This window comes from Arthrobacter globiformis, assembly GCF_030815865.1.
Classification (GTDB): domain Bacteria; phylum Actinomycetota; class Actinomycetes; order Actinomycetales; family Micrococcaceae; genus Arthrobacter; species Arthrobacter globiformis_B.
In genome coordinates this window covers 567,274-592,137 of the sequence record NZ_JAUSXI010000001.1, presented here as the reverse complement: position 1 = coordinate 592,137, position 24,864 = coordinate 567,274, and the positions used below count along the sequence as shown (strand labels likewise).

The 24,864-nt window shown below is 66.3% G+C and carries 19 protein-coding genes and 2 pseudogenes; 7 read left to right on the top strand and 14 right to left on the bottom strand.

Annotation, left to right across the window (positions count from 1 at the left end):
• The first annotated feature begins 64 nt into the window (after window positions 1-64).
• Window positions 65-2,895, top strand: a pseudogene (locus QFZ33_RS02740) (alpha-amylase family glycosyl hydrolase).
• 65 nt (window positions 2,896-2,960) lie between these two features.
• Here QFZ33_RS02740 and malQ read toward each other — a convergent pair.
• Complete coding sequence (gene malQ / locus QFZ33_RS02735; RefSeq protein ID WP_307024631.1) at window positions 2,961-5,192, bottom strand: 4-alpha-glucanotransferase; 2,232 nt, start codon at window positions 5,190-5,192, stop codon at window positions 2,961-2,963.
• A gap of 227 nt (window positions 5,193-5,419) precedes the next feature.
• Window positions 5,420-5,758 (bottom strand): hypothetical protein, encoded by a 339-nt coding sequence (locus QFZ33_RS02730; RefSeq protein WP_307024629.1) that lies wholly within the window; start codon window positions 5,756-5,758, stop codon window positions 5,420-5,422.
• A gap of 355 nt (window positions 5,759-6,113) precedes the next feature.
• On the opposite strand from QFZ33_RS02730, the gene QFZ33_RS02725 reads away from it, so the two are divergent.
• Window positions 6,114-8,756, top strand: coding sequence for a GH32 C-terminal domain-containing protein (locus QFZ33_RS02725; protein WP_373427328.1), 2,643 nt, complete (start codon window positions 6,114-6,116; stop codon window positions 8,754-8,756).
• A 101-nt stretch (window positions 8,757-8,857) separates the two neighbouring features.
• On the opposite strand, the gene QFZ33_RS02720 is transcribed toward QFZ33_RS02725, so the two are convergent.
• Window positions 8,858-9,151: a putative quinol monooxygenase gene (locus tag QFZ33_RS02720; RefSeq protein WP_307024625.1), complete on the bottom strand. Its 294-nt coding sequence runs from the start codon at window positions 9,149-9,151 to the stop codon at window positions 8,858-8,860.
• Window positions 9,152-9,192: 41 nt separating this feature from the next.
• Window positions 9,193-10,221 (bottom strand): LacI family DNA-binding transcriptional regulator, encoded by a 1,029-nt coding sequence (locus tag QFZ33_RS02715; protein ID WP_307031627.1) that lies wholly within the window; start codon window positions 10,219-10,221, stop codon window positions 9,193-9,195.
• A 165-nt stretch (window positions 10,222-10,386) separates the two neighbouring features.
• Between QFZ33_RS02715 and QFZ33_RS02710 the strand changes: the two are divergent.
• The 4 genes and pseudogenes from QFZ33_RS02710 to QFZ33_RS02695 all read left to right on the top strand — a co-directional run bounded on the left by QFZ33_RS02710 (window position 10,387) and on the right by QFZ33_RS02695 (window position 14,491).
• A pseudogene (locus tag QFZ33_RS02710) lies at window positions 10,387-11,506 on the top strand (substrate-binding domain-containing protein).
• Window positions 11,507-11,527: 21 nt separating this feature from the next.
• The gene (locus QFZ33_RS02705; RefSeq protein ID WP_307024623.1) at window positions 11,528-12,574 is read left to right on the top strand and encodes an ABC transporter permease; all 1,047 of its coding nucleotides are present in this window, start codon (window positions 11,528-11,530) and stop codon (window positions 12,572-12,574) included.
• Window positions 12,571-13,365 carry an ATP-binding cassette domain-containing protein gene (locus QFZ33_RS02700; protein ID WP_307024621.1) on the top strand — a complete coding sequence of 265 codons (795 nt, stop codon included), beginning with the start codon at window positions 12,571-12,573 and terminating at the stop codon, window positions 13,363-13,365. The genes QFZ33_RS02705 and QFZ33_RS02700 overlap by 4 nt, the downstream gene beginning before the upstream one ends.
• A 151-nt stretch (window positions 13,366-13,516) precedes the next feature.
• Complete coding sequence (locus tag QFZ33_RS02695) at window positions 13,517-14,491, top strand: carbohydrate kinase family protein (RefSeq protein WP_307031625.1); 975 nt, start codon at window positions 13,517-13,519, stop codon at window positions 14,489-14,491.
• Between the two features lie 42 nt (window positions 14,492-14,533).
• Here QFZ33_RS02695 and QFZ33_RS02690 read toward each other — a convergent pair whose 3' ends face one another.
• Together QFZ33_RS02690 and QFZ33_RS02685 are read right to left on the bottom strand one after the other, a co-directional pair.
• On the bottom strand, window positions 14,534-16,192 hold the full coding sequence (locus QFZ33_RS02690) for an amidohydrolase (RefSeq protein WP_307024619.1): 1,659 nt from the start codon (window positions 16,190-16,192) through the stop codon (window positions 14,534-14,536).
• Entirely contained in the window at window positions 16,182-17,639 is a 1,458-nt protein-coding gene (locus QFZ33_RS02685) for an APC family permease (RefSeq protein ID WP_307024617.1), read from the bottom strand. The genes QFZ33_RS02690 and QFZ33_RS02685 overlap by 11 nt, the downstream gene beginning before the upstream one ends.
• A 158-nt stretch (window positions 17,640-17,797) precedes the next feature.
• Here QFZ33_RS02685 and QFZ33_RS02680 point away from each other — a divergent pair, with 158 nt between their 5' ends.
• Window positions 17,798-18,406: a TetR/AcrR family transcriptional regulator gene (locus tag QFZ33_RS02680; protein WP_307024615.1), complete on the top strand. Its 609-nt coding sequence runs from the start codon at window positions 17,798-17,800 to the stop codon at window positions 18,404-18,406.
• Window positions 18,407-18,421: 15 nt separating this feature from the next.
• Here QFZ33_RS02680 and QFZ33_RS02675 read toward each other — a convergent pair whose 3' ends face one another.
• The 8 genes from QFZ33_RS02675 to QFZ33_RS02640 all read right to left on the bottom strand — a co-directional run bounded on the left by QFZ33_RS02675 (window position 18,422) and on the right by QFZ33_RS02640 (window position 24,828).
• On the bottom strand, window positions 18,422-19,465 hold the full coding sequence (locus QFZ33_RS02675) for a HoxN/HupN/NixA family nickel/cobalt transporter (protein ID WP_307024614.1): 1,044 nt from the start codon (window positions 19,463-19,465) through the stop codon (window positions 18,422-18,424).
• On the bottom strand, window positions 19,465-20,295 hold the full coding sequence (locus tag QFZ33_RS02670; protein ID WP_307031623.1) for an urease accessory protein UreD: 831 nt from the start codon (window positions 20,293-20,295) through the stop codon (window positions 19,465-19,467). Before QFZ33_RS02670 ends, QFZ33_RS02675 begins: the two co-directional genes overlap by 1 nt.
• Before the next feature lie 77 nt (window positions 20,296-20,372).
• A complete protein-coding gene (gene ureG / locus QFZ33_RS02665) occupies window positions 20,373-20,990 on the bottom strand; it encodes an urease accessory protein UreG (protein WP_307024612.1) in 618 nt (205 codons plus the stop codon).
• A 12-nt stretch (window positions 20,991-21,002) separates the two neighbouring features.
• Window positions 21,003-21,656: an urease accessory protein UreF gene (locus QFZ33_RS02660; RefSeq protein ID WP_307031621.1), complete on the bottom strand. Its 654-nt coding sequence runs from the start codon at window positions 21,654-21,656 to the stop codon at window positions 21,003-21,005.
• A 295-nt stretch (window positions 21,657-21,951) separates the two neighbouring features.
• Window positions 21,952-22,428, bottom strand: a complete 477-nt coding sequence (gene ureE, locus QFZ33_RS02655; RefSeq protein WP_307024610.1) for an urease accessory protein UreE — start codon at window positions 22,426-22,428, stop codon at window positions 21,952-21,954.
• 9 nt (window positions 22,429-22,437) lie between these two features.
• A complete protein-coding gene (ureC, locus tag QFZ33_RS02650; RefSeq protein ID WP_307024609.1) occupies window positions 22,438-24,168 on the bottom strand; it encodes an urease subunit alpha in 1,731 nt (576 codons plus the stop codon).
• Window positions 24,165-24,518, bottom strand: coding sequence for an urease subunit beta (locus QFZ33_RS02645; protein WP_307024607.1), 354 nt, complete (start codon window positions 24,516-24,518; stop codon window positions 24,165-24,167). Before QFZ33_RS02645 ends, ureC begins: the two co-directional genes overlap by 4 nt.
• Window positions 24,519-24,525: 7 nt before the next feature.
• Window positions 24,526-24,828: an urease subunit gamma gene (locus QFZ33_RS02640; protein WP_214857918.1), complete on the bottom strand. Its 303-nt coding sequence runs from the start codon at window positions 24,826-24,828 to the stop codon at window positions 24,526-24,528.
• Window positions 24,829-24,864: the final 36 nt, after the last annotated feature.

Here is a 24,864-nt window from a genome sequence, read left to right as displayed (position 1 = left end):
GGCACCCAACGGATTCCGGGCATCCCCACCCGGACAAGCAGCGTTGCTTTGCGGAAGGTCCAACATGCTCACCGTCCCCCGCCTGAATTCCCCGCGCCGCGCCGGCGTTCCCACCAAGTCCGCCCGAACAACTCTGGCGGCGGCGAGCGCACTCGTCCTGCTGGCTGCGTCGGCCGTACCCGCCCAGGCAGCCCTGCCAACCAAGGCACCCGCCCAAGCCGCAGCCGCCACCAAAACCCCGGGCCCGCCGTCGGATACTAAACCGGGAACAGGGGCCCATTCGCTCCGCACGCCCGTCACCGGCGAGAACTTCTACTTCGTCATGGCGGACAGATTCAGCAACGGCGACGCCGGCAACGACCAGGGCGGCCTGGGGCCGGATCCGATGGTCTCCGGCTTCGACCCCACCCGCAAGGGCTTCTACAACGGCGGAGACCTGAACGGCCTGCTGGACAAGATCGACTACATCCAAGGGCTCGGAACCACGGCGATCTGGTTGACACCGAGCTTCAAGAACAAAGCGGTCCAGCCCGAGGACAACTCCGCTGGCTACCACGGCTACTGGGTCACGGACTTCACCCAGATCGATCCGCACCTGGGCACCAACGCCGAACTGAAAGCGCTGATCGGCGAGGCGCACTCGCGCGGTATGAAGGTGTACTTCGACATCATCACCAACCACACCGCGGACGTTATTGGCTACAAGGAGGGCGCCCGCACCGGCTACGTCTCCAAAGACAAGGAGCCGTACCGCACCGCCTCGGGCGAAGCCTTCGATGACCGGGACTTCGCCGGCCGCGCGGACTTCCCCAAGCTCGACGCCGGGACCTCCTTCCCGTACACGCCCGTGCTTGATCCAACGGAACAGAACCTCAAGGTTCCGGCGTGGCTCAACGACCCGACGCTCTACCACAACCGCGGCGACACCACCTTTGCCGGCGAGAACTCCTTCTATGGCGACTTCTTCGGCCTTGACGACCTGTTCACCGAACACCCGACGGTCGTGGCCGGCATGACGGACATCTACGAGACGTGGATCCGTGACTTCGGCGTGGACGGGTTCCGCATCGACACGATGAAGCACGTCAATGACGAATTCTGGCAACAGTTCGGGCCCGACGTCCTCGCCTACGCCAAGGCCTACGGCAAGGACGAGTTCTTCATGTTCGGCGAGGTCTTCGATACTTCCAAGAGCAACACGAGCAGTTCACTACCCGCAACAGGATGCAGGCGGTCCTAGACTTCCCGTTCCAGGATGCGGCGCGGAATTTTGCCTCGAAAAGTGAGACCGCGAAAGAGCTGGAAACCTTCTTCGCCGCCGACGACTGGTACACCGATGCGGATTCCAACGTCTACCAGCTGCCCACTTTCCTGGGGAACCACGACATGGGCCGGATCGGCAGCTTCATCAGCACCGACAACCCGGACGCGGACGACGCCGAACGCGTGGCCCGTGACGAACTCGCCCATGAGCTCATGTACTTTTCCCGCGGAAACCCGGTGGTCTACTACGGGGACGAGCAGGGCTTCACAGGGCCCGGCGGGGACCAGGACGCCCGCCAGACGCTGTTCGCCAGCAAGGTGCCCGACTACCTCGACGACGACCTGCTCGGCACGGACGCCACGCACGCCACCGACAACTTCAACACCGGGCATCCCCTCTACACCAAGATCCGTGAACTCGCGGAGCTGACCAAGGAGCACCCTGCCCTGCGCGACGGCGCCCACCAGCACCGGTACGCCTCGAACGGGCCCGGCATCTACGCCCTTTCCCGCACGGACGCCAAGGACCAGCGCGAGTACGTGGTGGCGCTGAACAACAGCGAGGAACCGCAGACCGCCGCCGTGCCCACGTACATCGCCAAGCGCAATTACAGCCTCATCTATGGCGACGCCGCCGAAAACTCCAAGACCTCAGCCGACGGCAAACTGACCGTCACGGTGCCGCCGCTGTCCGCCGTCGTCTACCAGTCCTCCGGCCGGATCCCCCGCGAGAAGACGGCGCCCGCCGTCGCGCTGCAGGCCCCCGTTTCCGCCGCGGCTACCGCCACCTCCACCCGGGATAACGGCCGCATCCAGGTGACGGCCGACGTCGACGGCAGCTCGCTCTACGAGGTCACCTTTGAGGCCAGGACGCCAGACGGCAAGTGGGGGCGCGTGGGCACCGATGACACCGCACCGTACCGGGTGTTCCACGATGTCTCGGGGCTGAACCCCGGCACTGCCGTGGAGTACCGGGCGGTCGTCCTGAACAACGCCGGCCGTACGTCCGTCAGCGCTTCCCGGTCCGCTGTGGTGCCGGATCCGGTGCTGACCATCCAGCAGCCGGACGAGGGCAGCACCGTCCAGGGGAACGTGGAAGTGGTTGCCACCGCGGACCCTGAGAAGGCCAGCTACGTGGTGCGGTTTGAGCGCAGCGTGGCGGGCGGGCCCTGGACAGCCGTCGGCTCCGAAGATGCGTCATCGCCCTCGTACTCGGTGGTCGACGACCTGGCCGCCCTGAACCTCGCCGACGGAACCGAGGTCCAGTACCGGGCAAAACTCAGCGGCTCAGACGTGGTGAGCAGCCTCCGGACAGTGGTGGTTGGTGCCGCACCACAGCCCGAATCGGTGACCGTGGCGGGAAGCCTGAACAGCGAGATGGGCTGCCCGGATGATTGGCAGCCGGGGTGTGAGGCGGCGTTCATGGCCTTTGATCCGGCTGACCGCCTGTGGAAACTCACGGCGGACCTTCCGGCAGGGCAGTACGAATTCAAGGCGGCCATCAACGGTTCCTGGGATGAGAACTACGGCCACGATGGCGCTCCGAACGGTTCCAACATCGTGCTGAACCACGACGGCGGCCCGGTCACCTTCCGGTACAACCACACCACGCATGTCATCACGGCCGGCTAGGTTGCCCGGGGCTACTGCCAGCCGGGCAGTAACCCCGGGCTCACGGCCCGCAGGGCGACTCCGGCTCAGGCCCGCATGGCCTCCTCGACCGCTGCGAGCAGGGAGTTGAACCTGTCGTCGCCCTCAAGGCTGTCAATCAGCACGGGGTCCCCGTCGGAGTTAGCCAGCGGCACCTGCCAGTTGGGGTACTGGGCCGAGGTGGTCCCGGGCTGGTTCTGAACCCTCCGTTCGCCCACCGCGTCCACGAGGGCCACCCCGAGAAGGACGGACGGGGTCTGCGCGAGCAGTCGGTGCAGCGCCTCGATGCGCTCCTCCTCGGAGCCGGCGTCGCTGGCCGAAAGGAGGCCGCGCTGCCGGAGCAGGTCCATCATTTTCTCCAGCTTGGCATTGTGCTCCAGGCGCTCCTCCTCCGCGGAACGCTCCAGCAGCCCCAGCGCGTTGCGGAGCGTCACGTGGTCGCCGGCGAGGTAGCCGGCCGTGGGCGGCAGGTCGTGCGTGTTCACGCTGGACAGCGCCTGCAGCCGGTACCGTTCGGGCGGCAGCGGGGCGTCGCCGTCGTTCTCAAACCACAGGATCGAGGTGCCCAGGATGCCCCGGGCCGCGAGGTAGTCCCGGACCCACGGCTCGAAGGTGCCCAGGTCCTCGCCGATCACCACGGCGCCGGCACGGTGCGCCTCCAGAGCGAGGATGCCGATCATGGCGTCGTGGTCGAAACGGACGTAGGCGCCGTCCGCTGGCGAGTTCCCTTCCGGCACCCACCAGAGCCGGAAGAAGCCGAGGATGTGGTCCACCCGGATGCCGCCGGAGTGCCGCAGCACCGTTGCGAGCATCTCCCGGAACGGCTTGTAGCCGGCCTCGGCGAGTCGGGTGGGGTGCCATGGCGGCTGGTGCCAGTCCTGCCCCAGCTGGTTGTACATGTCCGGCGGTGCACCGACGCTGACGCCGGGAGCGAGGACGCCGTGGAGCGTCCAGGCATCGGAACTCTGGAGGTCCACGCCGACGGCAAGGTCGTTCACCACGCCCAGGCGCATGCCGGCGTTGCGCGCCGCCTGCTGCGCGGATTCAAGCTGCTCGTCGCAGAGCCACTGCAGCCAGCGGTGGAACTCAATCCGTTCGGCCAGCTCACCCCTGAGCTTCTCCGCCAAAGGCGACCCGAGCGCAGCCGTTGGGTCGGCCCAAAACGGGTCATCGGCGTCGAGATCCTCACGGATCGCGCACCAAAGGGCGAAGTCATCCAGGCCGGCGCCGGCCCGGCGGCAGTAGTCCTCAAACGCGAGCTGCCGCGACGGCGAACGGCGCACCCCAAAGATCAGCTCCAGTGCGGCCAGCTTGGCGGAGTAGACCTTGTCCCGGTCAAGCCTGATGGCATCCCTGTTCAGCTTCCGCGCCTGCTTCATGAGGCTGTGGACCAGCGACTGCTTCTTCGGCTTCAGGTACGCCAGTTCCGGAATGGCCTCGATCCGCAGGTACAGCGGGTTGAAGAACCGGCGGGTCGACGGTGAATACGGCGACGGCTCCAGGGGCGGCACGGGATCGGCCGCATGCAGCGGATTGACCAGCACGTAGTCGGCCCCGCGGGCTCCGGCCACCGCTGCGAGCTCGGCGAGGTCGGCAAAATCGCCCACACCCCAGGACCGCTTGGAACGGACGGAGTACAGCTGCGTCGCCAGCCCCCAGCCCCTGCGTTGTTCAAGGTCGGCTGCCGTGGAAAGCCGGGCGGGAGTCACCACCAGCGTGGCCTCGGCAACCACTCCGGCCGCCTCGGCACGCAGGGTATGCCACCCCAGGCCCGTGTTTTGAGGCACGGCGAAGGTGGCCCGGCCGGTCAGTATGCCGTCCACCTCGCGGGGTTCCACCCAGACGTCCTCCTGGACGGCCTCCAGCTCGCGTCCGTCCTCGGTGACGGCCCACATGCGGACGGGCGAACCGTGCGGGACATGGACGCTCACCTGCTCCGGCGTGCCCTCCTGAACAACGACGGCGGGCGGCAGCATCCGGCGCCAGGGCGCCAGTTCCGCCTCGGCCAGTTCGTGCTCGATGAGCTGGTCAGTGCGGGCGTTGACTCCCAGCGCCGCCAGGACGCGGATCAAGGTTTCGGCCGCTACATCATGCGGCTGCCCGTCCCACCCCTGGTAGGACGTGCCAACGCCGTAGGCCTCCGCCAGCCAGCGCAGCAGCTCGGGCTTGACCGCCGTGTTGGTTACCGGCGTTCCGGTGCCCGCCGGTGTTTCAGAGGGAGAGGGATCAGGGGAAGATGTTTCAGGGGAAGTCGCGTGCTGCTGGCTGGGAGCCTTCATATATCCGCCTCGTCTGCTGTAATCGGCCCGAAACTAACGCTGCTGCCCGTCGCGGCCGGCCGTTTTCAGCGCCCCGCAACTGCTGGTTCCGATTATTGCAGGCTGCGTTGACTGTCCCGGGCGCCGCGGGCAGAAACCCGGGCGGGTGTCGTGCTTACTGGCGATCGGCCGAGCGGTGATCTGCCCTGATAGTGATCTGCTGCTAACGATCTTCCCGCGGCCACGCCTCAAGCGGCAGCACAGGCCTTCTGAAGATCATCGACGGAATCGCTGGGAACCTGGTCGCCGGCCTGGGCGATCGCCTTGAGGGGCCCGGCGATTTCGGCTGGCACGCCAGCGGTCTCGGCACCGGCCACAAGGCCTGCGAGTGCCGCCTTGTCCGAGGCGCTGACCAGGCCGTCCTCGACGATGGTGCAGATCTGCCCCTTTACCTGTTCGGCCGCCGCGTTGGCAGCCTGGGACACCGCCGAGCTCGCCGCGTTCTGGGCTGCCTCCCCGGCCTGGGCGCAGCCCGCCAGCAGGACAACAAGAGGAATCATGGTCATGGCGAGGTGGCTGCGTTTCATGATTCCACCCTAGCAACGGTGATCCGGGGAACTCCGACACTGAAGGCTGCGCTCGGTGCCTGCGACGCTCAACCTTCACTAGAGACTGACAACGGTGTCTCGCGCGCCCGCTACAGCGGCTTGCCGCCAACGGCGCCTTGCCAGCGCACCTCAACCAGGGCCTGGCAGCGGCGTCTCGGGCACAGGCCCACAAGGGTTCAAGCGGTTAGCACACCAGGACTATCTGCGGGCGTCGAATCCGTTGACTTGTCTTGTGGACATCCCCTAGCGTTCCAATCACTGACAACGTTGTCTACCCGCCCATCAATTAGGGGGAGGGCAGAAGGCACGCGCGATGAAGGGCGAGACCAGCACTATGCACCAGCGAAAATTCCGAAGACTACAGCTATGTACCGCACTGACCGTGGGAGGTCTCAGCCTGGCCGCGGTACTGGGCGGAGCAGGAACAGCGACGGCGGCCGGGAGCTCCGGCGACGAGCAGTTCCGGCCGGCTTACCATTACACGCCGCAGCAGAACTGGATGAATGATCCCAACGGAATGGTGTTCTACAAGGGCGTCTACCACCTCTACTACCAGCACAATCCGTCCGGCAACCAGTGGGGCAACATGTCCTGGGGCCATGCCACCTCAACAGACCTGGTGCACTGGAACGAGCAGCCGCTGGCCATCCCCACAGACGACCAGCAGGACATCTTCTCCGGCAGCGTCGTGGTGGACAAGAACAACACCTCCGGCCTGGGCACGGCCGAGAACCCGCCCATGGTGGCGATCTTCACCAGCGCCTATAAGGACGCCTCGCCCTACAAGGGGCTGCAGGCGCAATCCCTCGCCTACAGCCTGGATGAGGGCAAGACCTGGACCAAGTACAGCGGCAACCCGGTGCTCAACCGCAACTCGGCGAACTTCCGCGACCCGAAGGTGTTTTGGTACGACTCCCCCGGCGGAGGCGGCTACTGGGTGATGGCCGCCGTCGAGGCCACCGAGCACAAGGTGGTGCTGTACAAGTCCGGCAACCTCAAGGACTGGACGCAGCTCAGCGAGTTCGGCCCCGCGAATGCCACGGGCGGGCTCTGGGAATGTCCCGACCTGTTCCCGCTTGCGGTCGACGGCGACCCCGCGAACGTCAAATGGGTGATGGTGGTCAACATCAATCCCGGAGGCGTGGCGGGAGGCTCGGCCGGGCAGTATTTCGTGGGCAATTTCGACGGCACCACCTTCACGTCGGAGACCACGAAGGCCAGTGACGCACTGCCCGCGGGCACTCCCCTGGCAGGCTTCAACGAAGGCACGTACAGCGGCTGGACGGTGAACAACGAACCCGGCAACTCGAAGGACGGCCCGTTCGCCGGAGCACCCGCGGCCGGCACCCTCGCCGGGCAGAACGGCGTCACCGGCTTTGCCGGCGCCGGCCTGATCAATTCATTCAACGACGGCGACTGGCCGGTGGGCTCGATGAACTCGCCGCAGTTCACCGTGGACAGCGATTACCTCAACTTCCTGGTGGGCGGCGGACAGCATCCGCGGGTCTCGGACAAGCTGGACAACACCCCGCCGCCCGGGGACCTGCTGTTCAACGGCTTTGAGGTAGCGGACGGCTCAACTCTGGCTGACGCCGGGTGGACGGGAACCGGGGATCTGGCACCGGCGTTCCAGCCGGCAACCTCCGGCGGCGACTTCTATATCGGCGCCAAGCGGATCAACACGTTCGATACGGGAGGAGCGCCCGGCGACGACAGGCAGGGAACCCTGACGTCGCCGTCGTTCACGGTGAACCGGAACTTCATGAGCATGCTGGTGGGCGGCGGACACCGCACGGCGGGCTCCGGGCAGACGCTGGAAGTCCAGCTCCTGGTGAACGGGAACGTGGTGCGCAGCCTTGCCGGTGACGACGCCGGCGCCCTGAACTGGAAGGGCTGGGACGTGGCCGAATTCTCGGGCCAGCAGGCACAGCTGCGGGTCGTGGACCAGGCCACCGGCGGCTGGGGTCACCTAACCCTGGACCATGTCATGCTGACGGACCAGGCCGCCGTGCCCCGTTCCGATGAGACCACCGTCAATCTCGTGGTGGACGGCAAGGTGGTCAGGACGGCCACCGGCGCCAACAGCGAGGTTTTGGACTGGGCGTCGTGGAACGTTTCCGAGTTCAAGGGGCGGCAGGCCAGCATCCGGGTGGTGGACAACAACCGCTTCGGCTGGGGCCACATCCTGGCGGACGAGTTTGTTGCCTCGCCACGGCCTGCCACGCCGCGGGTGCAGACCTACGACTGGCTGGACTACGGCCGGGACTACTACGCGTCCGTGTCCTTCAACAACATGCCGAAGAGCAAGCGCATCATGCTCGGCTGGATGAACAACTGGGACTATGCCAACAGCATTCCCACCTCGCCATGGCGCAGCGCCATGTCCCTGCCCCGCGAAGTTGCCCTGACGCAGACGGCCAGCGGTCCGCGGCTGACGCAAAAGGCTGTCCAGCAGGTGGATGGCCTCGCCGGGAAGGAAAGCTACGCCGAAAAGCGGGCCCGAACCATCGCTGCCGGCACGCACGTGCTGCCGCCTGCAGCCTCCGGCGATGTCCAGCGGATCGACGTGACCTTCGCCCCCGGTACAGCAGCCAAGGCCGGAATCACGGTGCTGGGGAACGGCAGCAAGTCCACAGTCATCGGGTACGACAAGGCATCAGGAGAACTGTATGTCGACCGGAGCAATTCCGGCAGCACGGACTTCCATCCGCTCTTCGCCTCGGTTGACTCCGCACCGGTAGCCGTGGATGCCAGCGGCTACGTGACGCTGCGGATCTACGTCGACAGGTCCTCGGTGGAGGTATTCGCGCAGGACGGCCTGCGGACCATCACGGACCAGGTCTTCCCGGAACAGGGCGCCAACCAGGTGGCGCTATTCGCTGAAGGGGGAACGGCCCGGCTGAAATCGCTGTCTGTCACGCCGCTCAGCCAGTCCATGTTCAAGGCAGCGCAGGTGCCGGCCAAGAACGGAAAGTAAAGGGCCGGGCGTCGGAGAAGGCAGGCGCACGGAAGGCCGGTGTCCGCAGAACCTGCGGACACCGGCCTTCTTCGCGCCGGAAAACGGCGCTGGATCTGGCCCTAGTGGACCGGCTGCAGCCAGGTCAGCACCGAGCCGTCCTCCTCGATGTGGTCCGCGAGCTCTCCGTTGAACCGGGCGCCGTAGTCTGCCGTGATGTGTTCCTGGAAGGCTGCCGCATCCTGGTACACCTCGAACACGAAGTACTCCCGGGGATTGTTTTCCCGGGTGTACGGCAGGAACAGCTGGTTGCCGGGCTCGCTGCGCACCTGCTCGGTGAGTTCGCGCATCATCTGGGCAACCCGGGTCTCACTGCCGGGCTTGACGGTGAATTCGGCGTAGAGCGTCTTGGTCATGGTTCTCCTGTCGGGGTGGGTCTTGAGTGAATGAGTCTTAGTCAGGCAGGCGGTTCATCACGGCGGACTGCTTGTCGCGGTGGGTGCAGCTCACCGGACCCGCGCGTGATGAGTTCCGAGGGTACGACGTAGGTCTGCGGGGCGCCGTGGTCCCCATCGATCCGGGCAAGCAGGCGTTCGGCGGCCAGTTTTCCGATCCGGTCGGGGTGCTGCGCAATGACGGTCACGCCCGGTTCCATCATGTCCGCCAGGGTGAAGTCGTCGAAGCCCACGAGGGCGACGCGCTTGTTCATGCCCAGTTCCTTTAGGGCTCGCATGACGCCGAAGGTCACCAGGTTCTGGCTCGAGAAAATGGCCGTGGGCGGGTCTTCGGCCCGGAGCAGCTCCAGGGTGGCCAGGCGCGCCGACTCCTCGTCGTGAAGCCCTTCGCGGAAAGGGACCGTGGATGTGGATATGCCCGCCCGGCCAAGTTCCTCGACGAACCCGCGGCGCCGTTCGCGGGCCGTCTGGATGTCAGTGCGGTCACCCATGTACGCGATCCGGGCGTGGCCATGCTCTATCAGGTGGGCCGCCGCCTTTGCAGCGCCGACGGCGTTGTCCGTCACCACCGCGTCCGCCTCGATGCCCACGGGCTCGCGGTCAATGAACACGATGGGCAGGTCCCGGGAATGTTCGGGAATGACGTATGCCTGGCTCTTGGCGATGGGCGTGAGGACCATTCCGTCCACGCGCCTGCCCAGGAAGGCCGTCACCAGGGCTTTCTCCCGCTCGGCGTCGTCGTCCAGGCTGGCTGCGAACACCGCGATTCCGCGGGCCGCCAGGGCGTCCTCCATGGCGCGGTGGATCTCGCTGCTGAACGGGTTGGCGACACTCGGCAGCAGGAGCCCAATGGAAAGCGTCTGCCGGCCGGCGCGCCTAAGGCTGCCCGCCGCCATGTCCAACTGGTAGTTCAGCTGCTGCGAGGCGCCAAGTACACGCTGCCTTGTCGCCTCCGAGACGCCGGGCTCGTCGTTCATGACGCGCGACACCGTCTTGATCCCCACGCCCGCCAGCGCCGCGACGTGGCGCATGGTGGGCCGGCTCTTTGACCCCTCAGCCTGGTAACGATTAGACATCGTTGTCATAAATCCGTCCTTCATCTTTGCATTTGCCTTGACTCTACCCTGTGACGTTGATTACATGAGGCCTGACATCGTTGTCAGGCACACTAGATGCCCTGAAACCCAGGAGATTCAATGTTGAGTTCCAAAGCCCCGCGGACAGTCACCCACCGCCTGCTCGCCATCGGTGCAGTCCTGACCCTCGGCACGCTCAGCCTCACCGCCTGCGGCGGAAATTCCACCGCCACCTCCGCCACCGGAGGCTCCTCGTCCGAAAAGGTCGGCGTCTCGCTGATCGTAAAGACCACGTCCAACCCCTTCTTCGTGTCCATGCAGGACGGAGCCAAGAAGGCTGCCGAGGCCGGCGGCGTCGATCTGAAGCTCGCGGCAGGCAAGGCCGACGGCGATGAGGACACCCAGATCCAGGCCATCGAAAACGCCATCTCCAAGGGCGATAAAGGCATTCTGATCACCCCCAACGGCCCGTCCGTGGTTGACGCCCTGAAGAAGGCCAAGGACGCAGGCCTGTTCGTCATTGCGCTCGACACTCCGCCGGACCCGGCAGACGCCGCGGACATCACTTTCGCAACGGACAACTTCGCCGCCGGTGAACTGATCGGCAAGTGGACGGCCGCCCAGCTGGACGGCAAGAAGGCCACCATCGCGCTGGTTGACCTGTTCGACGACAAGGTGGTCTCGGTGGACTACAACCGCGACCAGGGGTTCCTCACCGGGCTCGGCATCGACACCGCAGACAAGAAGAAGAACGGCGACGAGGCCAAGACCGGCAAGTACACGGGCGGCAAGGGCGGCGATTACGAAATCGTCGGCAGCCAGGCCTCCCAGGGCGCGGAGGACGGCGGACGCACGGCCATGGAGACCCTTGCTCGCCAAGAACCCGAACATCAACGTCGTTTACACCATCAACGAACCGGCAGCTGCGGGTGCCTTCGAGGCGCTGAAGTCCGCCGGCAAGGAAAAGGACGTCCTGGTGGTTTCGGTGGACGGCGGCTGCACCGGCGTCGACAACGTCAAGTCCGGCATCATCGGCGCCACCGCCCAGCAGTACCCGGTCAAGATGGCCGAGCTCGGCGTCAAGGCGATCGTCGACCTCGCCAAGACCGGCCAGAAGCCGGCCAACTCCGAGGGCCTGGACTTCTTCAACACCGGCGTGGAGCTGGTAACGGACAAGGCAGCCGACGGCGTCAAGAGCATCACGACGTCGGACGCCTCCCAGATCTGCTGGGGCAAGTAACCGGACATGACAGGAGCAAACATGACCCAGCAACAGACAGCCGGCCCGCCCGCCACCGGGCACGCCGACCTGGCCGGGGAATTCCTCGACCGCCAGACCCCGCTCAGCCGCATCCGCAACATCCTCCACCGGTACCCAGCGCTCAGCCCGGCGATTGTGCTGCTCGTGGCGGTGGTGGTCTTCGGGCTCCTCAACGACCGGTTCCTGCGGTTCGAAAACCTATCGCTCATCACCCAGCAGGTCTCAGTGGTGGGAACCCTGGCGATTGCGCAGACGCTCATCATCCTCACCGCGGGAATCGACTTGTCCGTCGGTGCCGTCATGATCCTCTCGTCCATGGTGGTGGCGCAACTGGCCGTGGGCAGCGGCATTCCCGGCCCGCTGGCCTTGCTGGCCGGCCTCGTGGTGGGCCTCGGGGCGGGCGCCCTCAACGGCTTCCTCGTCACCCGGTTCAAACTTCCGCCGTTCATCGTCACGCTCGGAACCCTGAACATCTTCATCGCCGTCACGCTGCTGTACTCCGGCGGTTCCACCGTCCGCGGTTCCAGCATGCCGGGCCTGCTCACCTGGACCGGAAGCACGTTCCCGCTAGGCCCCGTGCGCATCTCCACCGGCGTGATCATGATGCTCCTGCTCTACGGCGTCGTGGCATTCATCCTGGGCAAGACAGCCTGGGGCCGGCACGTCTACGCCGTCGGGGATGACAAGGAAGCCGCCCGTCTGGCCGGCATTCCCGTCAACCGCGTCCTCATGAGTGTTTACCTCGCCGCCGGGGCTGTCCTGGCCATGGGCGCCTGGCTCCAGATCGGCCGCACCAACGCAGCCAGCCCCAACGCCGGTGTGGACCTCAACCTCGACTCCATCACCGCCGTCGTGATTGGCGGAACCAGCCTCTTCGGCGGCCGCGGCTCCGTCTGGGGATCCCTCCTCGGCGCGCTGATCGTGGGCGTATTCCGCAACGGCCTGTCCCTGGCGGGACTCGACGTGCTGTACCAGACCCTCGCCGTGGGCGTCCTCATCATCCTCGCTGTGTCCATCGACCAGTGGATCCGAAAGGTTAAATCATGACCGCCACTGAATTGCAGCCGTCCGGCACGGCGGTGCGGCAACCGATCCTGCAGGCCAGGAACCTCGTCAAGACCTTCGGACGCGTTGTGGGACTCGATGGCGTCAGCCTGGACCTTTACCCGGGTGAAGTCCTGGCGGTCATCGGCGACAACGGGGCAGGCAAATCCACCCTGATCAAGTGCCTCACCGGCGCCGAGGTGCCGGACTCCGGCGAGCTGAAAGTCTCCGGGCAGACCGTGCACTTCAAGCGGCCGCAGGACGCACGGGCCCACGGCATCGAAACCGTCTACCAGAACCTGGCGGTGTCACCGGCGCTGGACGTCGCCTCCAACCTGTTCCTGGGACGGGAAGAACGGCTTGCCGGGCCGCTGGGCAAGCTCTTCCGTGTCCTGGACACCAAGGGCATGCGCCGCAAGGCCAAGGAGGAACTGACCCGGCTGGGCATCTCTACACTCCAGGACGTGACAGTGCCGGTGGAGAACCTGTCCGGCGGCCAGCGCCAGGCTGTGGCCGTGGCCCGCGCCGCGGCGTTCGGCTCCAAGGTGGTTGTCCTCGATGAGCCGACGGCGGCACTCGGCGTCCGGGAATCGAACCAGGTCCTGCAGTTGGTCCGCGACCTGCGCGACAGGGGCCTTCCGGTGATCCTGATCAGTCACAACATGCCCCATGTGTTTGACGTGGCGGACCGGATCCACATCCAGCGGCTCGGAAAGTGCGCGGCGACCATCACGCCGCAGTCGCACAGCATGACCGACGCCGTGGCAATCATGACGGGCGCCGCCACGGCCTGACCGGGCGCTCCATCCAGAACCAGCACCACCAGCAGCGCAGCACTCTCCACATCCGTCCGCGGGCCGAAGCCGGCCCGCGGACGGCTCCATGAAAGGCCCCACCGTGAATCCAACCTCCACCCCCGGCACAGGCACCGCGAACACCGGCACCGTGAACGCAGGTTCTGCCAGCTCAGAAGCCCGCGCGGCAACGCCGGAAGTCATCGTCATCGGTGAAGCGCTGGTGGACGTCGTTGCGTCCGCAGACGGAACCGTCGAGCACCCCGGCGGATCGCCGTCGAACGTTGCCTACGGGCTGGGCCGGCTCGGCATCCGGACCGCGCTCCTCACCTCGATCGGCGACGACGACCGTGGGCGGGCCATCGAGGCGCACCTGCAGCGTGCCGGCGTCGCGCTCCTGCCCGGTTCGAGGACACCGGGCAGGACGGCGACGGCCACGGCAACGCTGGCTGCAGACGGCTCCGCCACCTACGACTTCGACATCCGCTGGGAACTGCCGCCGGTGGCACCGGCATCCCTTCCCAAGGTGCTCCACACCGGCTCCATCGCAACCTTCCTGGCTCCGGGCGCAGCAGCTGTCAGGACCCTCCTGGAGCAGTCGCACCGCGAATGCGTGGTGACCTACGATCCCAATATCCGCCCGGCACTCCTCGGCAGCCACGCCGAGGCCCGGACCATCTTCGAGGAGCTGGTCCCGCTCACCGACGTGGTCAAGCTGAGCGACGAGGATGCCCGCTGGCTGTACCCGGACCTCCAGCTCGAGGACACCGCGGCACGGATCCTCCAGCTGGGTGCGGAGCTAGCGGTGGTCACCCGCGGCTCCGAGGGGTCGCTGCTGGCCACTCCGGAGCTGCAGCTGGTGGTGCCGGCCGTCCGGTCCGCAGTGGCCGACACCATCGGCGCCGGGGATTCGTACATGGCGGCGCTGATCTACGGGCTGCTGGCGCGCGGAGCGGACGGCCTGGCACCGGCAGTGCTGGAAACACTGGGACGCACTGCCTCGAAGGCCGCCGCGATCACAGTGCGCCGCCCCGGCGCCAACCCGCCCACGGCGGCCGAACTCCTGGCGGACCTGCCGGAGGAAGCGGCGACGCCCGAGGATCTGGCGCCCGCCGCGGTCGCCTGAGGGACCGGGCCTAAGACAGCTGGGGCGTAAGACAACTGTCGCCTAGGACAGCGGTGACCTCCCGCTCCGCGCCGCCGAGTACTGCACCGCCGAGTGCTGGGCCTGCCCGTCGAGGAATGTGGCCAGAACCCGGGCAACAGCAAGGTCATCTGGCGCAGCCGCCAGCGGATCCACATCGAACACCGTGAAGTCTGCGCGCTTGCCCACGGTGATGGAGCCGGAGACGTCCCACTCCCCCGCGGCCCTGGCGGCGTGCGAGGTGTAGCCTTCGAGCGCCTGACGGGCCGTGAGGGCCTGGCCGGGAACAATCGGCTGCTCACCCGGGCGGTTCGACCGCCGTCGTAATTGCGCGTCCCCCAGGATGGGCAGCGGTTCGAACGGGGCGATCGGCCAGTCGGAGCCGAGCCCCAGGATGGTTCCCGCAGCACGGAGGTCTGCGCACCGCCAGGCGTTGTTGGCCCTTTCCGTGCCGAGCCGGGTGGACCAGTTGTCCGAGTGGTCGGCGCGGGAGTAGTGCGTGCAGTGGGTCGGCTGCATGCTCGCGATCAGGCCGGAACGGGAGAACCTTCCGACCAGTTCGTCCGGAACGGTCTCGAGGTGTTCGATCCGGTGCACGCCGGGCGGTGTGCCCGGAGGCAGGGACTCGAAGGCGTCCAGGACCGCGGCCACCCCGGCGTCGCCGATTGCGTGCGTGGCTGTAGGAATACCGCGGCCGGCGAAATAGCGCACGGCCTCGGCATATTCCTCGGGCCGGGGCCAGAACGGTGCCACCGACTCACCATAGGCATCGGGCTCAAACAGCCAGGCAGTGCCGTTGTCTATCGTGCCGTCCACGAACAGCTTGATGCCGGCCACCTCCCAGCGCCGTCCGCCGACACAGATCTGCCCGGCCAGCCCGCGCCAGTCAGGCTCACCGCTGCCGGGCATGCACCACGGCGAGATCCGCAGCCGCAGCGGAAGGCCGCCGTCGGTCTCTTCTTCGAGCTCCCGGTAAAGCTCCAGCGAATCGTCGTTGCAGTCCATCACGTGCGCCCCGGTCAGCCCGGACCGTGAGAACTGCCTGAGCAGTTCCGCCAGCCGCACCTTCCGTTCGGCGAAGGACTCGGCAGGCATCACCCGGGCAACGAGTTCGACGGCGGCCGCCTCCAGCAGGAGCCCTGTGGGCCTGCCGCTACCGTCGCAGACCACCTCTGCGGCCTGGTCGAAGGAGCGTGGACCGGTGACTCCCGCGATCTCAAGGGCCTGGGAACTGGCCAGCGCGGAGTGCCCGTCAAACAGGCGCAGAAGGCACGGCCGTCCGGAGACGGCGTCGTCAATCAGCCCGCGGTGTGCGGCAGCGGATCCGAACACGTTGGGGTCCAGGCCCCAGCCGCGCACCCACCCGCCGGGCGCCGTCGCCGCCGTCTCCGCACGCAGAAGTGCGCGCACCGCAGCCAGGTCCGCGGCGCCGGACAGGTCGCAGCCGCGCGTCAGTTCCAGCCCAAAAACTGGATGGATGTGGCAGTCCACCAGGCCGGGGGTCAGCACGGCGTCACCGAAGTCGATGACCTCCGCGGCAGGCCACCCGGCCGCATCCGCACGGCTTCCGACGGCGGCGATCACCCCGTTCCGGACGGCAACGGCCTGCGGCTCCGGGCCCCCGGAGGGCTGACCGCCCATCGTGTGGATGGTGCCGGCGAGGATGATCACATCAGGATTCATGGGTTTCAAAGCTTCCAATCTGGGCGAAGGTTTCCGGCCTGTGGCGGCGCACCCCGCGGGCGGCCAGGAGTCCGGCGATAAAGACGAGGGGCGTCACCAGGATGAGGATGGTGTTGGTCAGTGCGTCGGCGAAGGTGAGCAGTTCGATGTTGAACCCGATCAGCAGCACCACGCCGAAGAGCAGGATGGCCGACGCCAAACTGAGCGGGACCATCAGCCGGTGCGTGACGGCGTCGGGGTTCCGGCGCAGGTAGAGGAAGGCCGCCACCGACACCAGACCCTGCAGTCCGACGATGCCGAAGATCCCCGGGGTGTTCACCCAAATCAGCAGCTGCTGGTACGGATCGGCGTTCAGGAGGGCGCAGACGGTGATGACGACGGCGGCGAGGACCGTCTGCAGCTGGCCGGCCCGGTGCGGTGATTTGAACTTCGGGTGGGTCTGCCCCAGGAAGTTCGGCAGCACGCCGTCGCGCGCCAGCATGTAGACGTATCGGTTGATCGCGTTGTGGAAGGCCAGCTGGGAAGCGTAGACGCTGGTGACAATCAGGAAGTACATTGCCACCTCGGCCCACGGACCCACATAGTGGTTGATGGTTTGGAAGAACATCCCGCCGGCCAGCTGCCCGGCGGCTTCCACGGCACGGTCTTCGCCGTAGGCCTGCACCACGGCCCAGACGATGAAGGCGTAGAACACTGACATGAAGCCGACGGCGATGTACGTGGCCCGGGGCACCGACCTGTCCGGGTCACGGGCCTCCGAGCGGTACAGCACGGTGGACTCGAAGCCCATGAATGCGGCGAAGCAGATGCCGAGGATGGCCAGGACGCCCGGCCCGAACGCGTGCTCCGGGCTGAAGGAGCCCACGCTGATTCCGTGCGCTCCGCCGCTGCCAAGGATGCCCGCCCCCATCAGGGCGAGGATGCCGGTCTCGGCCACGAGGAGCACCCCGAGCACTTTGGCGCCGACGTCAATGCCCCGGTAGCCGAGGAACCAGACGGCGGCCACGGCGGCCAGGGCAATCGCCGGCCAGGGCACCTCGAGCCCGAAGACCACCATGAGCATGTCGTGGGTCTGGACGGCGAAGAGTCCGTAGACGCCGATCTGGAGGCAGTTGTAGGAGACGATCGCCAGGACGGCCGAGGCAAGTCCCACGGTCTTGCCCATGGCCAGCGAAATGTAGGTGTAGAAGCCGCCGGCCGCCTTCACGTGCCGGGTCATGGCCATGAAGCCGACGGCGAAGAGCGTAAGCACGATCCCTGCCAGGAGGTAGCCGGCCGGGGCACCGATGCCGCCGACGCTGATGGCCACCGGGGCAACACCCGCCATGACGGTCAGCGGCGCTGCCGCCGAAATGACGAGGAAGGCAATGCCGCCTGTGCCCAGGGCATTGCGCTTGAGGGCGCCGTCCGCAGAGGACGCCGGAGGTCTGGTTTGGGTATCCGGCACTGGTCCGTCCTTTCTGAAAAGCCCGACAAAACGAAAGGCTTTCGTTTTAGTATGAGGGCGTGTGGCGCGGAGCACAATAGGATTGTTTGAAGCGCCCGCTTCAGGTGCCGGAGACTAGGCTGGGTTCCGATGTTCCAATGCTGCAGACAGGAGATTCCATGGGGCGCCCACTCCTCCCGCTGATATCCGTGGAGGCCCTGACCACGGCCGCGCTGGAACTGGTCGATGAGAGCGGCGACTTCAGCTTTCCGAAGCTGGCTAAAAAGATCGGCGTGAGCCAGTCCTCCATCTACAACCACGTCAGCGGCCGGGACGAGATCCTGGAACTGCTGCGCCACCGGATCATCACCGAGGAGCCGTACGCTCCCGTGGACCACAGTGACTGGGAGGCCGCCCTTCGTGTCCTGATCCGCGCGTACCGGGACGCCTTTGCCCGCCATCCGCGGCTGGCTCCGCTGCTGGTGCTGCAGTCCATCATGGACCCGGCGGCCATCGGCCTCTACGAGGACCTGGCCCTGGCCCTGGAGGGCGCGGGATTCCGCGGGCGTGACGTCGTGGCCGCCATCTCCACCATCGACAGCTTCGCCCTCGGCGCGGCCCTGGACCTCGCGGCGCCGGACGTGGTGTGGGACCCGCCGGCGGAGGGCTATCCCACGCTGAAGCGCGCGCTCGGCAATGCCGGGCCATCGGAGGAACGCGCTGGGCATGCCTTCGACTTCGGCCTGGACGTGGTCATCGGCGGGCTTCGGGCGAAGCTGGACGGCTAGGAAGACGCTGGGCGGCTAGGCCCGGGCCCTCCGGCGCCCGCGCAACGACGCCGCACCCCACAGCGCCAGGAATGCAGCCACCAGCAGCAGCCCGGCATCGTCCAGATCGATGGCGCCCAGCCAGGCGGTGAGCGGGTCCTTCAGCCCGAACGCCGCGTTGAAGAACCCGACGAGGGTTATCAAGGCAACGAAAAGCGCGGAGAGGGCCGAGAGCCCGGTAATGACGGCGTTGAATCCAAGTTTGCGCAGGGGATCGTGGATGGCCGACTTGTACATCCGCATCATGGCAAGGCCGTTGGTCGTGTCGCACAGGGTCATGGCGGCGGCGAACGCGAGCGGAAGCGCCAGCAGCGCGGCAGGCGAAACGCCCGCCAAGGAGGCCGCCGTCGTCATCACCAGGAGCCCAATGGTAGTGGCGGTATCAAAACCGAGCCCGAACAGGAAGCCGATCACGTACACGTTCCTGGGCCGCCGCACCTTTGACAGCGGCCGGGCCAGAAGGCGGGCCACAAAGCCCTTGGCTTCCAGCTCCTCCGGCAGCACAGTTCCGCCGCCGCGGACCCTGCGGTAGGACCGGGCGGCACCGAGAAACGCCGACCCGTTGAAGAGCCCCATGGCCAGCAGGAACAGGCCGGAAACCCCGCTGCCAATCAGCCCAAGGACGAGGTTTCCGGTGCTGCCCTCGGTCATGAACCTGCCCACCAGCGACACCCCCGAAACCACCAGGGCCCCGGCCAGGATCACCACCGAACTGTGCCCCAGGCTGAAGGCGAATCCCACACTGGTGGGATCCTGCCTCTGCGCCACGAACTTCCGGGTAGAGTTGTCGATCGCGGCGATGTGGTCCCAGTCGTAGCTGTGCTTGATGCCGGCCAGGTACGCCGTAAGCACCAGTCCGAGCGCCAGGGGCTGCCCCGACGCCGCCGTGCCGGCAACGAGGAGCACGACGGCGGCAAGGTGCAGGATGCCCACCGCGGAAAAGGTGGCCAGTATGCGCGTCCCGAGCGGCAACTGCTCCCGCTCGCGGTACATGGCGGCGAACTGGGTCAAGGTAGTCATCAGTACTTCCTCAGATTCAGGGGCGCCTGGCCGTACCAGCGTTCACGGAGAAGGCCACTGCAGCCACCCAGTAGCGTATTGAGTTTTTCGGTGCTGTTGGACAGGGACCGGAGCACCAGTGCCGTGATGCCGTCCATTGTGGCACTGAGCGAGACCCCTGTGTAGGCGTCGAACTCTTCGGCCAGTTGGTGCAGTTCGTCGGCAAGCGCGTGGTCCACCCGGGCGTCCACCACCACCAGCGAACCCAGGTGGCTGTAGCCCTCCATGAAGCCCGTGCCGGTGACGTCGTCGAGCGGCGGGCGGATCAGCAGATTGTCGAGGGCGAGCAGCCGGGTGCCGCCGTCCGTCTCCACGTGGATCTCGTTGCGGAGCCGCAGCTCCTCGTACCGGAAGGAGGCACCGTCCGGCGACCACCCCGGCGTGATCACCTCAGCCATTACCAGGCTCGACGTCGGCCGCACCGTGATGTTCGTGTTCTGCCGGTAGCTGGCCTCCCGGTAGGCGATGACCTGGTCCGGCGCCAGCTCCAGCCGCGAACCCTCCCCCAGCCGGACGGTCATCCGCTGCTCGGCAAACGATCCCGGAGTCCGGTAGATCTTCGTCGCGGACTGCGTGGTGAGCAGCAGGTCAGCCCCGTCCCCCACCTCCACGTCCAGGACGTAAAGGTCTGCTCCCAAATACGCTCCGCCAGGATTGACGACGACGTAGCAAACCTGGCCGGACTCATCCAGATAGTGCGGACGCAAAACCCGCAAGGCACCCCGATGATACTGGTGCGACGCAAAGGACTTCCCTGCGCGCGCGGCGATGCGAAGCTCAAGCTCCCCCATCGGCGCCGGTGATTGAGCTTGTCGAAATCCCGGCCTCTCGGTCTCGACAAGCTCGACCAGCGGACCGTCCGGCGTGCTCACTGCGCCAGGTCGAGCATCAGGACATCGCGCCGGATCCATTCGATGACGTGCTCCAGGCCTTCGTCCGTTTTGAGGTTCGTGAAGCAGAACGGCTTGGCACCGCGGAATTCCTTGGAGTCGCGTTCCATGACGGCGAGGTCTGCGCCGACGTGCGGGGCGAGGTCTGTCTTGTTGATGATGAAGAGGTCGGACTTGATCATGCCCTGGCCGGCCTTGCGGGGGATCTTCTCGCCCTGCGCAACGTCGATGATGTAGATCGAGAAGTCCACCAACTCGGGGCTGAAGGTGGCAGAGAGGTTGTCGCCGCCGGATTCCACGAAGATCACCTGCAGGTCAGGGTGCCGCTGCTTGAGCTCCTCGATGGCCGCGGTGTTCATGGACGTGTCCTCGCGGATGGCGGTGTGCGGGCAGCCGCCGGTTTCGACGCCGATGATGCGGTCCTCGGGCAGGATGCCGTTGGCGGCCAGGATCTTGGCGTCCTCGATCGTGTAGATGTCGTTGGTGATGGCGGCCATGGAGATCTCTGCGCTCATGTGGCGCGTGATCCGTTCCACCAGCTGGGTCTTTCCGGCGCCGACGGGGCCGCCGATGCCGATCTTGATTGGTTCAGTCATGCTGTCCTCCTGCTAGCTCATGAACATGCGGGCACGTTGGCGCTCGTGCCTCATCTGCGAAATTTCCAGTCCGGGGCTGACGGCCCCGAAGTCGTCCGGCGTCAGGCGGGCCGCCCGCTCGACGGCGGCAGCAACGGCGTCGTGCGCGTTCCGCAGCACCCGCTGGCCGGCACTCTGCCCGAGCGGGATGGCCCGGACGGCGTTCTGCGTGAGGGACGTGACGGCGGCGAAAAGGTAGGCGGCGGTCGCCTCCGCCTGCGGAACCCCCAGCGAACGGGCGACGACGGCGAACGCCAGCGGCTGATGGCCGGCGGCCCGGCCCCCGCTCACCAGCGCCCGGTACGCCGACAATTCGGGCGAGGGAAACACTTCGGCGCCGATCTCCAGCATCCGGTTCCCCATCTTGACGCTGGCCTCCCGAACCTGCCGCGGCAAAAGCTGCGCAGAAAGCAGCCCATCCAGCTCAAGGACAGAAATCCCTTCGTAGACGAACCGAATGGCCAAGGCATCTGAATAAGTCAGCTGCTGCCCCAAAAACGCAGTCAGCCAAATCCCAAAGGACTCCTCATCATGAACGACCCCCCGCTCGATATACGTCTCAAACCCCAACGAGTGCGCAAAAGCCCCAGTAGGAAGCGACGAATCAGTAAGCTGCCGAAGCGCCAGCTGATATCCCCCGGTGGTTGAGCCGGTCGAAACCCCGGCACCTTGGTCTCGACAAGCTCGACCAGCGGATCCCTCCCCGGTGGTTGAGCCGGTCGAAACCCCCGCACCCTGGTCTCGACAAGCTCGACCAGCGGGTTCAGCTCGACCAGCGGGTTCAGCTCGACCAGCGGATCCTTCCCCGGTGGTTGAGCCTGTCGAAACCCCGGCACCTTGGTCTCGACAAGCTCGACCAGCGGATTCAGCTCGCCCAGCGGGTTCAGCTCGACCAGCGGGTTCAGCTCGACCAGCGGGCTCGTCAGTGCGCGTGTTCAGCATGGCGGAAAGGCACTGGCATGACGCGCTCCTGGCAGTGGTAGGGCACTCCAACGTGCTTGAGGTAGTCCTCGACGGTGTGGTCGTACTGGCACACCATGACCTCGGCGCCGTACTCGGACGACGCGTCGAAGAACTGCGCCTGCAGGTGCCGGTTGCCGAGGGAGTGCGCCACAATCCCCATCTCGTGGATGGTCCGTGGTGCGATCACCAGGACATCGGTGGGCAGCACGGAAACGACGATCATGTTGGTGTCGGCAACGTGCAGCACGTCGCCGTCGCGGAGATCGGCCGATCCGGCAGGAAGCCTGATGCCAATCTCATTGCCGTGGTCGGTGGTGACGCGCTGGATCCGCTTAACGAGCTGGGCGCTGGGCAGCACCACCTTCTCGCGGTGCAGGCCGGAGTAAAACTCGGCAGGCTGGTCCTGAAGGTTGCCGAGGACTTTTTCGATAATCATCTGAAACTCCTAGAAGAGGAAGTACCGCTGCGCCATGGGCAGTACGTCCGACGGTTCGCAGGTGATTTCTTCGCCGTCCACAGTCACCGCGTAAGTTTCCGGGTCCACCTGGATGTCCGGCGTGGCGTCGTTGTACTTCAGGTCCGCCTTGGTCAGCGTCCGGATGCCGGAGACCGGCCGGATGACCTTCTCCAGGCCCAGCTCCTCCGGCACACCGGCGTCAATGGCCGCCTGGGAGAGGAAGGTGATGGACGACTGTTGCAGGGCCTTGCCTTGGGCGCCGAACATGGGCCGCATGGTGCGCGGCTGGGGCGTGGGGATGGAGGCGTTGGCGTCGCCCATCAGGGCGTAGGCAATCTGGCCTCCCTTGAGGACCAGCTCGGGCTTCACGCCGAAGAAGGCCGGGTCCCAGAGCACCAGGTCGGCGAACTTGCCCTCCTCCACGGAGCCGATGGAATCAGCCATGCCCTGGGCAACGGCCGGGTTGATGGTGTACTTCGCCACGTACCGCTTCAGCCGAAAGTTGTCGCTGTCAGAAGAACCGTGGGTTTCACCGGCAGGGTCCGTCAGGACGCCGCGCTGCTTCTTCATCTTGTCCGCCACCTGCCAGGTGCGGGTGATCACCTCGCCCACGCGCCCCATGGCCTGCGAGTCGGAGGAGGTGATGGCGAAGATGCCCATGTCCTGAAGGACGTCCTCCGCCGCGATGGTCTCGGCACGGATGCGGGAATCGGCGAAAGCCACGTCCTCAGGGATGTCCGGATTGAGGTGGTGGCACACCATGAGCATGTCCAGGTGCTCTTCGATGGTGTTCCGTGTGTAGGGCAGCGTGGGGTTCGTGGAGGCGGGAAGCACGTTCGGCAGGCCGGCGATCTTGATGATGTCCGGCGCGTGCCCTCCCCCGGCGCCCTCGGTGTGGAACGTGTGGATGACACGCCCGTCGATAGCCCGGATGGTGTCCTCCACGAAGCCGCACTCGTTCAGCGTGTCCGTGTGGATGGCCACCTGGACGTCATACTCGTCCGCCACCTTCAGTGAGGTGTCGATCGAGGAGGTGGTGGAACCCCAGTCCTCGTGGACCTTCAGGCCCACCGCTCCAGCACGGATCTGCTCGGCCAACGGCTCGACGGCGGAAGCGTGCCCCTTGCCGAACAGGCCGATGTTGACGGGAAAACCCTCGGCGGCCTGCAGCATGCGGTGGATGTGCCATTTGCCCGGGGTGACGGTGGTGGCCTTGGTGCCTTCGGCCGGTCCGGTGCCGCCGCCGACCATGGTGGTCACCCCGCTGCAGAGGGCCGTGGCCACCTGGTCTGCGGAGATGAAGTGGATGTGAGTGTCCACTCCCCCGGCAGTGAGGATCTTGCGTTCCCCCGCGATGATCTCTGTGCTGGCGCCGATGACGATGTCCACGCCGTCGGCAATCTGCGGGTTTCCGGCCTTGCCGATCCGAAAGATGTGGCCGTCCTTCAGTGCGACGTCCGCCTTGTAGATGCCGGTATAGTCCAGCACCACCACGTTGGTGATGACGGTGTCCGGCACGCCCTCATCACGTGTGGCCTGGCCGTTCTGGCCCATGCCATCCCGGATGACCTTGCCGCCGCCGAAGACCACTTCCTCGCCGTAGTTCGTGAGGTCCCTTTCAATCTCGAGGAACAGATCCGTGTCGGCGAGACGAATGGCGTCGCCCGTCGTCGGACCGTAAAGGTCCGCGTACTGCCTGCGGGACAACTCGAAACTCATCGGTCTCCCCCGTCCGGGTCAGTGCCGCCCTGGCCAGCGCCATCGTCTAGGCTGCCATTCACCGCGTTACTCAGGCCGTAGACCTCCCGGCTGCCGGCCAGCCTGATCAGCCGGACAGTCTTTCCGTCGCCCGGTTCGAACCGTGCTGCGGTGCCGGCGGGAATGTCCAGACGCCGCCCATAGGCGGCGTCGCGGTTGAATTCCAGCGCCGGGTTCGACTCCGCGAAGTGGTAGTGCGAGCCCACCTGCACGGGACGGTCACCGGTGTTGAGGACAACGACGTCGACAGCCTCGCGGCCCGCGTTAATCACCAGCGGTTCAGGACGCAGGACATACTCTCCGGGAATCATGGCACCCCTATCGGATGGGATTGTGGACGGTGACGAGCTTGGTGCCATCAGGAAAGGTGGCCTCGATCTGGACATCGTGGATCATCTCCGGCACGCCCTCCATGACGTCGTCGCGGCTGAGCAGCGTGGTGCCGTAGCTCATGAGCTCGGCCACGGTGCGGCCGTCCCGGGCACCCTCGATCAGCTCATAGCTGATGATGGCCACAGCTTCCGGGTAGTTGAGTTTGAGCCCGCGCCCCTGGCGCCTGCGGGCGAGGTCGGCGGCGACCACGATCATGAGCTTTTCCTGCTCACGAGGCAGCAGATGCATGAGGATCCCTTCAATGGCCTGTGGGTCGGCGTGGGA

What these genes read in the sequence shown, in the direction of transcription:
- QFZ33_RS02680 (WP_307024615.1), top strand. Translation starts at nt 17,798, where the DNA reads ATGGGGCGCCCACTCCTCCCGCTGATATCCGTGGAGGCCCTGACCACG.
- QFZ33_RS02645 (WP_307024607.1), bottom strand. Translation starts at nt 24,518, where the DNA reads ATGATTCCCGGAGAGTATGTCCTGCGTCCTGAACCGCTGGTGATTAAC.
- QFZ33_RS02705 (WP_307024623.1), top strand. Translation starts at nt 11,528, where the DNA reads ATGACCCAGCAACAGACAGCCGGCCCGCCCGCCACCGGGCACGCCGAC.
- QFZ33_RS02715 (WP_307031627.1), bottom strand. Translation starts at nt 10,221, where the DNA reads ATGCGCCACGTCGCGGCGCTGGCGGGCGTGGGGATCAAGACGGTGTCG.
- QFZ33_RS02720 (WP_307024625.1), bottom strand. Translation starts at nt 9,151, where the DNA reads ATGACCAAGACGCTCTACGCCGAATTCACCGTCAAGCCCGGCAGTGAG.
- ureC (WP_307024609.1), bottom strand. Translation starts at nt 24,168, where the DNA reads ATGAGTTTCGAGTTGTCCCGCAGGCAGTACGCGGACCTTTACGGTCCG.
- QFZ33_RS02690 (WP_307024619.1), bottom strand. Translation starts at nt 16,192, where the DNA reads ATGAATCCTGATGTGATCATCCTCGCCGGCACCATCCACACGATGGGC.
- QFZ33_RS02640 (WP_214857918.1), bottom strand. Translation starts at nt 24,828, where the DNA reads ATGCATCTGCTGCCTCGTGAGCAGGAAAAGCTCATGATCGTGGTCGCC.
- QFZ33_RS02725 (WP_373427328.1), top strand. Translation starts at nt 6,114, where the DNA reads ATGCACCAGCGAAAATTCCGAAGACTACAGCTATGTACCGCACTGACC.
- QFZ33_RS02670 (WP_307031623.1), bottom strand. Translation starts at nt 20,295, where the DNA reads ATGGGGGAGCTTGAGCTTCGCATCGCCGCGCGCGCAGGGAAGTCCTTT.
- QFZ33_RS02730 (WP_307024629.1), bottom strand. Translation starts at nt 5,758, where the DNA reads ATGAAACGCAGCCACCTCGCCATGACCATGATTCCTCTTGTTGTCCTG.
- ureE (WP_307024610.1), bottom strand. Translation starts at nt 22,428, where the DNA reads ATGATTATCGAAAAAGTCCTCGGCAACCTTCAGGACCAGCCTGCCGAG.
- malQ (WP_307024631.1), bottom strand. Translation starts at nt 5,192, where the DNA reads ATGAAGGCTCCCAGCCAGCAGCACGCGACTTCCCCTGAAACATCTTCC.
- ureG (WP_307024612.1), bottom strand. Translation starts at nt 20,990, where the DNA reads ATGACTGAACCAATCAAGATCGGCATCGGCGGCCCCGTCGGCGCCGGA.
- QFZ33_RS02700 (WP_307024621.1), top strand. Translation starts at nt 12,571, where the DNA reads ATGACCGCCACTGAATTGCAGCCGTCCGGCACGGCGGTGCGGCAACCG.
- QFZ33_RS02675 (WP_307024614.1), bottom strand. Translation starts at nt 19,465, where the DNA reads ATGACTACCTTGACCCAGTTCGCCGCCATGTACCGCGAGCGGGAGCAG.